Origin of the sequence: Jeotgalicoccus saudimassiliensis, from assembly GCF_000756715.1 — a bacterium.
In the GTDB taxonomy this organism is placed as follows: Bacteria; Bacillota; Bacilli; order Staphylococcales; family Salinicoccaceae; genus Jeotgalicoccus; species Jeotgalicoccus saudimassiliensis.
Genome location: NZ_CCSE01000001.1, coordinates 2,138,620 through 2,150,103, shown reverse-complemented (window position 1 = coordinate 2,150,103; position 11,484 = coordinate 2,138,620). Strand labels below are relative to the sequence as shown.

At 43.4% G+C, this 11,484-nt stretch carries 11 protein-coding genes; 9 read left to right on the top strand and 2 right to left on the bottom strand.

The features are described 5' to 3' along the window. Positions 1–28: 28 nt before the first annotated feature. Positions 29–988, top strand: a complete 960-nt coding sequence (locus RZ44_RS10730) for a threonine ammonia-lyase (RefSeq protein ID WP_035811282.1) — start codon at positions 29–31, stop codon at positions 986–988. Positions 989–1,008: 20 nt separating this feature from the next. Here the strand turns inward: RZ44_RS10730 and RZ44_RS10725 are convergent, their stop codons facing one another. Both RZ44_RS10725 and RZ44_RS10720 read right to left on the bottom strand, forming a co-directional pair. Continuing rightward, positions 1,009–2,442 carry a DHA2 family efflux MFS transporter permease subunit gene (locus RZ44_RS10725; RefSeq protein ID WP_331709025.1) on the bottom strand — a complete coding sequence of 478 codons (1,434 nt, stop codon included), beginning with the start codon at positions 2,440–2,442 and terminating at the stop codon, positions 1,009–1,011. Between the two features lie 108 nt (positions 2,443–2,550). Continuing rightward, positions 2,551–3,768 carry a DUF819 family protein gene (locus RZ44_RS10720; protein WP_035811276.1) on the bottom strand — a complete coding sequence of 406 codons (1,218 nt, stop codon included), beginning with the start codon at positions 3,766–3,768 and terminating at the stop codon, positions 2,551–2,553. A 196-nt stretch (positions 3,769–3,964) separates the two neighbouring features. On the opposite strand from RZ44_RS10720, the gene RZ44_RS10715 reads away from it, so the two are divergent. The 8 genes from RZ44_RS10715 to RZ44_RS10680 all read left to right on the top strand — a co-directional run bounded on the left by RZ44_RS10715 (position 3,965) and on the right by RZ44_RS10680 (position 11,476). After that, entirely contained in the window at positions 3,965–5,077 is a 1,113-nt protein-coding gene (locus RZ44_RS10715) for a muconate cycloisomerase family protein (protein ID WP_035811273.1), read from the top strand. A gap of 18 nt (positions 5,078–5,095) precedes the next feature. After that, complete coding sequence (locus RZ44_RS10710) at positions 5,096–6,697, top strand: SLC13 family permease (RefSeq protein ID WP_035811270.1); 1,602 nt, start codon at positions 5,096–5,098, stop codon at positions 6,695–6,697. Positions 6,698–6,762: 65 nt separating this feature from the next. Beyond that, complete coding sequence (locus tag RZ44_RS10705) at positions 6,763–7,560, top strand: dioxygenase family protein (RefSeq protein WP_052108987.1); 798 nt, start codon at positions 6,763–6,765, stop codon at positions 7,558–7,560. A gap of 63 nt (positions 7,561–7,623) precedes the next feature. Then, on the top strand, positions 7,624–8,091 hold the full coding sequence (locus RZ44_RS10700) for a DUF3237 domain-containing protein (protein ID WP_035811268.1): 468 nt from the start codon (positions 7,624–7,626) through the stop codon (positions 8,089–8,091). Between the two features lie 10 nt (positions 8,092–8,101). Beyond that, positions 8,102–8,938, top strand: a complete 837-nt coding sequence (locus RZ44_RS10695) for an alpha/beta fold hydrolase (RefSeq protein ID WP_035811266.1) — start codon at positions 8,102–8,104, stop codon at positions 8,936–8,938. Positions 8,939–8,943: 5 nt separating this feature from the next. Continuing rightward, on the top strand, positions 8,944–9,630 hold the full coding sequence (locus RZ44_RS10690; RefSeq protein WP_035811265.1) for a CoA transferase subunit A: 687 nt from the start codon (positions 8,944–8,946) through the stop codon (positions 9,628–9,630). Beyond that, the gene (locus RZ44_RS10685) at positions 9,627–10,274 is read left to right on the top strand and encodes a 3-oxoacid CoA-transferase subunit B (RefSeq protein WP_035811264.1); all 648 of its coding nucleotides are present in this window, start codon (positions 9,627–9,629) and stop codon (positions 10,272–10,274) included. The genes RZ44_RS10690 and RZ44_RS10685 overlap by 4 nt, the downstream gene beginning before the upstream one ends. Beyond that, positions 10,274–11,476, top strand: a complete 1,203-nt coding sequence (locus RZ44_RS10680; RefSeq protein ID WP_035811262.1) for a thiolase family protein — start codon at positions 10,274–10,276, stop codon at positions 11,474–11,476. The genes RZ44_RS10685 and RZ44_RS10680 overlap by 1 nt, the downstream gene beginning before the upstream one ends. Positions 11,477–11,484: the final 8 nt, after the last annotated feature.

The following is an 11,484-nucleotide window of genomic DNA, read 5'->3' as shown; positions in this document are numbered from 1 at the left end:
AAATTAATTTAAAAAAGGAGATGTACATATGACACTATCATTATCTGATATTCAGGCGGCACATGAGCGCATCAAGCCATACATTATCAAAACACCCGTTTTAAGACTGCATAACCTTGAAGAGATTCTCGGCTGTGAAGTTTACGTAAAGCTTGAAAACATGCAGCGTACAAATGCGTTTAAATTCCGGGGCGTCATGAACGCATTGCTCCAGCTGACAGACGAAGAATTGAGCCGCGGCGTCGTTACTTCTTCTTCAGGCAACCACGGCCATGCGATTGCTTACGCTTCAAAAACACTCGGCATCAAAGCAACTGTCGGTGTGCCGGATACTGCCCCGCCTTTTAAACTTCAAAAAATTGAAGAACACGGTGCAGAAATTATTCCGACTACTGTGGAGGAACGTTTTAAACTTCAGGACTCACTCGTTGAAGAATTCGGTTATACGCTGATTCCGCCTTTCAACGATTACCGTATTATGGCAGGACAGGGAACAGTCGGTCTCGAAATACTTGAACAGCTGCCTGAGGTAGATCATATCTTCGTACCGACAAGCGGCGGCGGTTTAATCAGCGGCATCGGTACTGCCGTGAAAGAAACGACGAACACAGTTAAAATCCACGGCGTCGAGCCTGCAAATCTGCCGAAGTTCTCAGAAAGCTTAAAAAATGGTGAACTCACTCAGGTTGAAAACAAAGGAACGATTGCCGACGGTCTTGTCAGTATCATTCCGGGTGAAAAGAACTTCTCTGTCGTTCAAAAGTATGTCGATACTTTCCATACTGTCAGCGAAGAAGCTATGAAAAAAGGCCAGAAGCTAATGCTGATGGAAGCTAAAATATTAACTGAAATATCATCGTCAATTGCAATAGGCGGTATTTTAAACGGTGAGATTGAAGTGAACCCTGAAGATAAAGTCTGCTTTGTCATTACAGGCGGCAACCTTGGATTTGACCAGCTGGACTATATTAAAGATACTGACTACTAAAAAAAGCTGAGGCAGATGCCTCAGCTTTTTTTAGTACTGTCATATATAAACAGAGATGCAATTAACCCGATAAGTGCAATTCCGGTTATAAAATAAAAAGCGAAATGCGTACCTGATGCAATACCAATCTCTCTGCTGCTGTCTGATGTACTCTGTCCAATTGTAAATAATGTAATGGCTATCGCTGTCCCCACAGCCCCTCCGACCTGGGTCAGCGTATTCATCGCAGCCGAACCGTCAGCATACAGCCCGGGCGGCAGCTGATTCATTGCATTTGTCTGTGAAGGCATAATCGTCATCGGCAGCCCGATAAACATAACCATAAACAGCAGAATAACTTGCCATACCGGCGTTGAATCACTGAGAACAAGTAAAAATCCAATGTTCGCAGCAGTAATTAAAGTGAATCCCGTCACGATAAAAAATTTTGGGCCGATTTTATTATAAAGCGCTCCGACTACCGGTGACATCGCAAAGTTCAATGTATTCCCCGGCAGTAAAATCAATCCGGCCGCAGCCGCTGTATAAAGAAGTGTGCCCTTTAAATAGAGCGGCATTAAAATTGATGTTGATAAAATAATAAACAGACTGATAAACATCATCAGTGTGCCGACACTGAACATCGGAAATTTAAAAATTGACAGGTTGATGAGCGGAGTATCGAGTACCAGCTGTCTTCGTCCAAATAAAATTAATGCAAGTACCCCTGCGAAGAGAGGCATCCAGACAGTTGCTGCTGTGAATGGATTATCTGCAAACATGCTCAATCCATAAACAAGACCTCCAAAACCGACTGTTGAACAGACAACCGAAAGGTAGTCCATTTTCGGTTTTGTTACTGTAGAAACGTTTTCCACTACAATTAATGAGTAAATCAGCAGCAGCAGGTATAATGCCGCACTGATCCAGAATATATAAGTCCAGCCGATCGTCGTAATTATAACTCCTGAAACAGTCGGACCGATTGCCGGAGCTGCCGTAATTACAAGGCCCATTAATCCCATAACCATACCGCGTTTATGTACAGGAAAAATTACCATCAGCACGCTCAGCATCAGCGGTAATATAATTCCTGTCCCGAGTGCCTGTATAATTCTGCCGACAAGCAGCAGTTCAAAATTTGGCGATAATGCAGCAAGTACTGCACCGGCTCCCGATATCGACAGCGAAGCAATAACCAGCTGTCTCGTTGAAAACCATCTAATTAAAAATGCAGATACCGGAATTAATACTGCCATTGTCAGCAGGTATCCTGTAGTCAGCCACTGTGCTGTCGATGCAGCAATTTCGTAATCTGCCATTACATCGGTTAATGCCATATTTAATGAAGTTTCACCAAACAGCCCGACGAATGCACCAAGCATCAGTGCAAAGGCCATTAATTTTGTATATTTTGTATTGATTAGAGCGTCCATGACATTCTTCTTTCCGTATTCAACAATTTTTTTCTGCACATTGATTTACTTTGCAGTCATATTAAATCATAGCAGACTTTCTTTCCGTTACTCCAGTTATATTTCATAAAAAAGCAGAACCCTTAAACAAAGGTTCTGCCGGAATATTTACATCAAAGAAGTAAACCATACTCCAAGAGATGTTCCGATATAGTTTCCAATAATATAACCGAGCGTACCGATAATCAGAATTGGTCCGACGAGTTTTGTCCAGCCACGTGAAATTGCCATTGCTGCAGCTGTAGTCGGTCCGCCGATATTTGCATTTGATGCCAGAATAATTTCTTCCAGATTAAATTTGAACAGACGTCCGAAGCCAAAAGAAAACACCATATTAATAAATACAATGATTGCTGCGAACACTAAAATCAGCGGTGCATTTTGAATGATCAGCGGAATTGATGCCGGAACACCGATAACTACAAAGAATATGTAGATAAAGAACGTACCGAACTCCTGTGAACCTGAAATGCTCTCGAAGTATTTAGGGAACACAGCTACTGAAATCAATGTCAGTGTCGTCAGCATCAGATAGTTGTCCCCTATAATACCTCGGATGACAGACAGAAATATATTGCTGTCTTCAGGAATCAGGTTTGAAAAGAAACCTGCCAGACTGAATGACACTGCAACAATAACAAATGCTGTACCGATTGCCTTGGCTATGTCCTGCAGTGAAATTTCTTTCCCTTTCCAGTATTCCGAAGCCTGATTCTCACTATCTCCATTTTTCTCGAGCTCATCCATATGAGGTGTTTGAAACCTGCTGCGGAAAAAATTTACTGCAGGTATCGTAATTAAGATAAAGAAATACAATACCATTAAAAGGTTATCTGCAACGACTGTCGACGATATTGTCCCCTCTTCAACATTAAAGCGGGTTGCCATTGCTGCAAAGTTAACACCGCCGCCTGTATACGAACCGCTGAGCATTGCCCCGATATAATTCAGCTGCGGTATAACATCTTTCAATAAGAAGAACGCCGCTATCGTACCTGCGACCGTTCCAATTGTACTGATTAGAAATATAATCAGCAGACGTTTACTCTCCTGCCAGACTTTAACGACATTTGACTGAAACAACAGTAACGGAATTGCAAGCGGTACAACATAAGTCCACACCGTATCATACACCGGTGAATCCAGCGGAATAATTCCGGTGTTACTTAAAAGCATAGCTCCTGCCAGCGCAATAATTGCACCGGATAATTTCGAAGCCCAGCTGTACTTCTGTTCAAGTATAATCGCAACGCCTGCCCAACCTATTAAAATCGCCCACAGCACCCAGTAGTTCTCGGGGTGTATGAGGCTCGCCGTCTCTTCCATATTAATGCCCCCTTCTATTCTGTTAACACAAGTTTACTCCATGGTAATAGGAATGAACAGATATTAGTAACCATCATTTCTATATTTTTATTAAATTTTCGGAAAATTAATTGACAACGCTTTCATGATTTATATATAATGAGCTTGTGTTCGAATAGTATATATGTGTACGATATTAGTACAAAGGAGGTTTGCAATGAGTAATATTTCTTCAGTGGACATTTTTATATGTGATCTGCCTACAGTGCGTCCGCATAAGCTTGCGATGACGACAATTACTTCACAGGCAATCGTTGTCGGTGTCATCAAAGATAACGACGGGCTTACCGGGATATCGGAAGTCGCAACTATCGGCGGTGCATCGTACGGGGAAAGCACAGTTGAAGCTATTAAAGCAAATATCGATAACTACATAACGCCCCACCTTATAGGACAGAATCCGGTTTATTTCAGCAGAATTATGGATACTGTCGCAAAGTCAGTCAGAGGCAATTTCTTTGCAAAAAGCCTGATTGAAACAGCATTAATTGATCTCGCTGCAAAACAGCGGGAAGTTCCAGCTTATGAACTTTTCGGCGGTAAAATTCATGACTCTCTCCCGCTCGCATGGACACTTGCAAGTGGAGATACAAAAAGAGACATCGAAGAAGCAAAAGAAATGCTTCATCAGAAACGCCATAATATTTTCAAGCTCAAAATAGGCAGCGGTGATCCCGACACAAACGTGAGACACGTTGGTGAAATTATTAAAGCAGTCGGTGATGAATCAAGAATTACGGTTGATATTAACCAGGCCTGGGATGAGTACACTGCTTTAAAGCAAATTAAAGCTCTGGAGGAAATGGGTGTTTCAATGATTGAACAGCCGCTTCCGACATGGAACTATGAGGGTATGGCGAGGCTGACAGAACGATTTGACGTCTCAATTCTTGCAGACGAAGCAGCAACATCCCTCCATGATACGTACAGAATTATTAAAGAAAGAGCCGGAGATGCCATTGCCTTAAAACCTGCTAAACACGGTGGTATTCTCGAAACTAAGAAAATTGCCGGTATTGCAGAAGCAGCCGGATTCGGCCTTTACGGCGGTACGATGATTGAGTCAACGCTCGGCAATGCAATCGCAGCCAGCGTCTACTCCACTATTTCTGAATTCAAATTCGGTACAGAAATATTCGGCCCGCTGTTATATAAAGACAAGCTGACTCTCGAAGATATCGAAGTGAAAGATTTTGAAATCCAAATTCCGGATGATGTCGGATTTGGTGTCACACTGGACCAGGAGAAACTCGCGCATTATAAACGATAGAACAAAGGGGTCGGGTATATGAACTTAATTTCAAGGTTCAGTAATTTAGTGTGGAAAGACCACAATCAGACAAAGGATATATTCTTATTTACTAAAATGAGAAAAAAGCACAGAAGTAATAATAATCAGGAGTATACTGCAGAAAAATCATCCTATACAACCAGTCAGATGATTGGGCTGATTCTTGGTCCTGCAGCGTTCTTATTACTGATGTTTGCGATGCCGCTCGAAGGTCTTTCCAGCTCCGGAAGAGCAGTTCTTGCTTTTGCAGCATGGCTTGCCATCTGGTGGATACTTGAAGCAATGCCGCTTGGTATTACTTCCCTGCTTCCATTAGTCGTCATGCCGATAGTTACTCCGATTACAAGCGGTGAAGTCGCTTCATCATACGGAGATCCGCTTATTTTCCTATTCCTTGGAGGATTTGCGATTGCTCTGGCAATGGAGAAGTGGAATCTGCATGAAAGAATTGCATTAACTATTATCAGTATGGTCGGGACAAGCTTATCCGGTCTAATTATGGGATTCGCTCTCGCAACCGGATTTCTGTCAATGTGGGTTTCAAACATGGCGACAATTATGCTGATGATTCCTATCGGTACTGCAATTGTTGCCAAAGTCGTTGAGCTTATGAAACAGGACGGAGTTCATAGTGACCAGGAGGAAATGAAATTCACTAAATCCATTATTTTCGCAATCGGTTTTGGCGGAACAATTGGCGGAAGTGCAACTTTAATCGGTACGCCCACCAATTTAATTCTTGCCAGTATGGCCGGCGAATTATTAGGCTATGAAATTCCATTTGGAACATTCATGATTTTTGCTTTCCCCCTGACACTAATATTGATGGTTATTTTTATTGCTTATCTGACTAAAATCGCATATCCGATGAAAGTAAAATCAATCAGTAAAGGAAAAGAATTTGTTACAGAAAGAAAAGACGCCTTAGGCAAAATGTCATATGAAGAGAAAGTTGTTATGACAATTTTTTCATTTACGGCATTTATGTGGCTGACACGGACTTTTATCTGGACTGATATTATTCCAGGTATAAATGACACTATGATTGCAATGATTTCAGCAATGCTGCTGTTTCTCATCCCTTCTAAAAATAACAAAGGAACGAGAATTCTTGAGGCCGACTCGCTGACTAAGATGCCATGGGGTGTGCTGCTTCTGGTCGGTGGTGGTCTGGCACTGGCTGCAGGATTTACTGGAACAGACCTTGCCGACTGGATGGGCGGACAGCTGATGAACCTTGAAAATGCACCGCTTATTATTGTAATTGCTGTAAGTGCTGTACTTGGTATTTTAATGACACAGATGGCACCAAATACAGCAACTGTAACAATACTGCTGCCAATCACCGCAGCACTTGCCACAGCTATTAACGTCAATCCTTTACCGGTAATGGCTGCAACAGCCATGGGTGCAGGGTTTGCATTCATGCTCCCTATTGGAACACCTTCCAATGCACTTATTTATGCAACAGGGAAAATTACTATTGTGGACATGCTGAGAAAAGGAACATGGCTCACTGCGATTGCAGTCGTGCTGATAGTAACATTTGTGTATTACGTATTGCCTTTCGTATTCGGTATAGACAAATTCACCGCTTAGCGGTGAATTGCTTACATAAACTTATTTAATACAAACTAAATCAAATTTAAAGGGGATTATTAATTATGACAGCTGAAAAAACTAACCACTTACCTACTACTAAAAACGAACGCGTTGGAGAAGTTTTCGATCTTTTCATCAAACACATGAAAGAATTCCTTGAAGAAGCAAAACTTAACCACGAAGAATACACTAACTTTGTAAACTGGGCAGATCGTCTTGGTAAGTCGGGAGAACTTCCACTTTACGCTGACGTATTCCTGGAAACTCATGTATTACAGGCGATGTACACTAAACTTCCTGGCACGCAGCCTTCACTTCTCGGACCTTACTACGTTGAAAATGCTCCATTTGTAGAAGCTGACGAAAATGGAATCATCGATCTTCCGAAACGCGAAGATGAGCCTGGTGAAGTACTTTACTTCTCAGGTACAGTTAAAAACACTGACGGCGAAGTGCTTGCAGGCGCTGAAGTAGACTACTGGCAGAATGATAACTCTGCGAAGTACTCAAACTTCGACTCTGATGCACCGGACTTCAACTTACGCGGACGTTTCAAAACTGATGAGAACGGTAAATTCACTCTGAAAACTATTCAGGCGATTCCTTACTCTATTCCGGATCAGGGACCGACTGGTGAATTCCTTGGTTACATGGAACAGCATCCTATGCGCCCTGCTCACGAGCACATCATGTTCAAAGCAGAAGGTCACGAAACGCTTATCACTCAAGTATTCTTCGAAGGTGATGAGTGGATGGAAACTGACGTAGCTGAAGGAGTACGTGATGAACTGATTACTACACTTGTCGACAAAGGCGATTACAAAGAAGCTTCATTAGACTTTGTAATGCGCAAACTATAACAACAACCGGGCATGGCAACATGCCCTTTTTGAATTGAATCTATTAACCGGGAGGAATTATAAATGAGAGAACTGCCTGAACCGAAATTAAGTCTATTGGGCCATATGGAATTAAGCGTTGCAAAACCCTATCTGCCGGGTAAAACACCAATTGGTACACGCCGTATTATTCAGGTGACCGGAGGTAAATTTGAAGGTGAACATTTTAATGCGACTGTACTTCCAGGCGGAGATGACTGGATTACAGTACGAGAAGACGGAACAATTATTCAAGACGTCAGAATCACCCTTGAAACAGACGATAAAGAACTCATTCTGATGAGTTACCGGGGTATCCGTACAGGCGATTCGTCTGTACTTGCCCGTCTCGATAAAGGAGAAGAAGTTGACCCGGGGGAATATTACTTCAGAACCAATCCAATTTTTGAAACGGCAAGTGAAAAGTATCACTGGCTGAACAACAGAATTTTTGTATCAAACGGAATCAGAATGCCTGAAGGTGTAAGCTACTCTATCTATACAGTTGAATAGGAGGATCAGCATGACAGAACGCATTCAAGTTAAAGATAAGAACATTAATATCAATAAGACCGGTGACGGTAAAAACGGCACTTTATTAATCTTCATTCACGGCCTGACAGGCAACTATTTACAGATGCATCATTTCCAGGAGTATTTCAAAAACAGCTTTGACACACTCAGCTATGACTTAAGCGGACGTGGTGACAGTACTTTACAGTCAGAACCTGCCGGTATTCATCAGCATACAGAAGATCTCCTCGGACTTATCGACACGCTCGATTACGGGAACTTTATTCTTACAGGATATTCCATGGGCGGTTATATCGCTCTCGATGCTGCACGCCGCTCAGACAGAATTTCGAAAGTAGTTCTGCTGGACGGCGGCGGTGTTGCCGATGAAGATACATCTAACCTTGTTATTCCATCACTCGGCAGACTGGAGAAATCATTTGATTCAGCGGATGATTATCTCGATATGATGAGACAGTCTTATGGTTCACTCGGTGTTGAATGGTCGGGAGTTATGGACCGGGTCATCGCTCATGAGATTCACGAATCCGGAGGCAGTGTTCAGGCGAAATCCGACTACACTCTTACAAAACAGGATTTCGCAAGTTTCTATGACTACCCTCATTCCGAAATATATAAAAATGTAAACGTACCGGTACTGCTCATTATATGTACAGGCCCGATTAAAAATAATACACCGTTATTCAATAAAGACGGCTACAGCCTAATGCTCGACACCGTTAAGAATATCAGGTCATCTGATTATGCCTTAAATCATTACGAAATAGTATTTAATAATAATCCTGATTTAAACAGGGAAATTAATGAATTTTTAGAACTGGAGTGAGTGTTTTGGAATCTAAAATTACAGATATAAAATCGGCTCTCGAACCGGTAAAAAGCGGGGACACACTGATGGTCGGCGGCTTCGGACTGATTGGTGCACCATTAAGTCTGATCGATGAATTAACGACACTCGACGTTAATGAACTGACAGTTATCAGCAACAACGTCGGGGAAGCGGGTAAAGGACTCGGTATTCTGCTCGACCAGGGCAAACTTAAAAAAGCAGTCGGTTCGTATTTCACCAGTAACCGGGAAGTTGCGAAATGGTACAATGCCGGCAAACTCGAACTGCAGCTGCTGCCACAGGGCACTTTAGGTGAAGCCATCCGCGCAGGCGGTGCCGGCATCGGCGGTTTCTATACAAAGACAAGCGTCGGCACAGATCTTGCCAAAGGCAAAGAAACTAAAGAAATTGACGGCGAAGAATATGTGCTTGAAAAAGCATTAAAAGCGGATGTCTCGATTATCCGTGCACATAAAGCAGATAAACTGGGTAATCTCGTGTACTACAAAACAGCAAGAAACTTTAACCCGATGATGGCAACGGCCGGTAAATACGTCGTTGCAGAGGTCGATGAAATCGTCGAGGCCGGGGAACTTAACCCAGAAGAGATTGCAACACAGCACATCTATGTAGACAAAATTGTACTTGCTGAACAAATTCTTACGAAGGAAGGAGTCGTTCAGAAATGAGTATCAAAGATATGATTGCAGAACGTGCCGCACAGGCTCTTGAAGAACACTCGGTCATTAATCTCGGTATCGGTATCCCTACTCTCGTTGCGAATTATCTGGATAAGGAAAAATATTACCTTCATACTGAAAACGGCCTGCTCGGCGTGACTTCAGTTGCAGAAGAAGATATCGATCCTAATATCGTTAACGCAGGAAAGCTGCCGGTCGGTGAAGCAACAGGCGCCGGTTATTTCAACAGTGCAGAATCATTCGCGATGATCCGCGGCGGACATGTCGATGTCGCTATTCTCGGCGTACTGCAGGTGGATGAATCCGGTCAGGTTGCCAACTGGGCAATTCCAGGCAAGGATATTATCGGTGTCGGCGGTGCGATGGATCTGCTTGTCGGAGCGAAGAAAGTCATTATTACGACTAACCATACTGCAAAAGACGGATCACCGAAGTTTCTGAGGGAATGTACTTATCCTATTACATCCACGCGCAAGATTGACATGATTATTACCGACCTTGCTGTGTTCGAACGTAAAGGCGATCAGTTCGAACTGATAGAATTAATGGGTGATGCAACACTTGAAGAAATCGCCGAAAAAACTGAGGCTGACTATGTCGTTTCAGATGCATTGAAAAGGAGTGTCGAATAATGACAGAAGTAGTAATTGTAGACGCAGTCAGAACGCCGATCGGACGCTATAAAGGTGCTTTGAAATCAGTGCGCCCGGATGACCTTGGTGCGATTGTTATTAAAGCACTCACAGAGCGGAACCCGGGTCTCGATGTCAATCAGATTGACGAAGTGGTATTCGGAAACGCAAACGGTGCCGGAGAAGAAAACCGCAACGTTGCACGCATGTCCGCCCTGCTCGCTGATCTGCCGGAAAGCGTCGGCGGGACGACGATTAACCGTCTTTGCGGTTCGAGCCTCGATGCAGTCTCCATGGCCGCCCGCTCGATATTAACAGGCGAAATCGACATAGCAATCGCGGGCGGCACCGAAAGCATGTCACGCGCGCCTTACGTTATGCTTAAACCCGAAAAAGAATTCCCGCGCGGCAATATGGAGCTCGTCGATACAACTATCGGCTGGAGATTCCCGAATAAGAAAATCGAAAAAGAACACGGTATAGATTCCATGCCCCAGACTGCAGAAAACGTTGCACAGCGTTTTAATATTTCACGAGAAGCGCAGGACGAATTTGCATATCAGAGCCAGCAGCGTGCCAAAGCCGCAGTGGAAGCTGATAAGTTTAAAGAACAGATGGTGCCTGTCACGATCACTGATCGTAAAGGTAACGAAACAGTCGTCGATAAGGATGAGCACCCGAGACCTGAAACAACACTTGAGAAGCTTGGTACGTTGAGAACCATCTTCCCGGACGGAACAATTACTGCCGGCAACGCTTCAGGTGTCAACGACGGTGCCAGCGCTCTCTTAATGATGACGAAGGAAAAAGCCGAAGAACTTGGACTTAAGCCTTTAGTTAAATATACATTTTCTGCAACTGCAGGCGTTGAACCTGCAATAATGGGTCTTGGACCGATTGATTCAACGAAAAAACTTCTTGAGAAGACGGGACGTTCTGTTGAAGATATCGGCCTTGTCGAGCTGAATGAAGCTTTCGCCTCACAGTCCATCGAATGTATGAATCAGCTTGGACTAAACCCTGAAATCGTCAACGTTAACGGCGGAGCAATCAGTTTTGGACACCCGCTTGGTGCAAGTGGAGCACGTATTCTGACCGATCTTATCTATGAAATGAAACGACGCGGTACGAAAGTCGGACTGGCGACGATGTGTATCGGTGTCGGTCAGGGTATTTCTCTGATGGTGGACAACATAGAGTAACAAAAAAA

Excerpts from the sequence above, each read along its gene's own strand:
- RZ44_RS10730 (WP_035811282.1), top strand. The coding sequence starts at position 29 with ATGACACTATCATTATCTGATATTCAGGCGGCACATGAGCGCATCAAG.
- RZ44_RS10720 (WP_035811276.1), bottom strand. The coding sequence starts at position 3,768 with ATGGAAGAGACGGCGAGCCTCATACACCCCGAGAACTACTGGGTGCTG.
- RZ44_RS10715 (WP_035811273.1), top strand. The coding sequence starts at position 3,965 with ATGAGTAATATTTCTTCAGTGGACATTTTTATATGTGATCTGCCTACA.
- RZ44_RS10710 (WP_035811270.1), top strand. The coding sequence starts at position 5,096 with ATGAACTTAATTTCAAGGTTCAGTAATTTAGTGTGGAAAGACCACAAT.
- RZ44_RS10705 (WP_052108987.1), top strand. The coding sequence starts at position 6,763 with ATGACAGCTGAAAAAACTAACCACTTACCTACTACTAAAAACGAACGC.
- RZ44_RS10700 (WP_035811268.1), top strand. The coding sequence starts at position 7,624 with ATGAGAGAACTGCCTGAACCGAAATTAAGTCTATTGGGCCATATGGAA.
- RZ44_RS10695 (WP_035811266.1), top strand. The coding sequence starts at position 8,102 with ATGACAGAACGCATTCAAGTTAAAGATAAGAACATTAATATCAATAAG.
- RZ44_RS10685 (WP_035811264.1), top strand. The coding sequence starts at position 9,627 with ATGAGTATCAAAGATATGATTGCAGAACGTGCCGCACAGGCTCTTGAA.
- RZ44_RS10680 (WP_035811262.1), top strand. The coding sequence starts at position 10,274 with ATGACAGAAGTAGTAATTGTAGACGCAGTCAGAACGCCGATCGGACGC.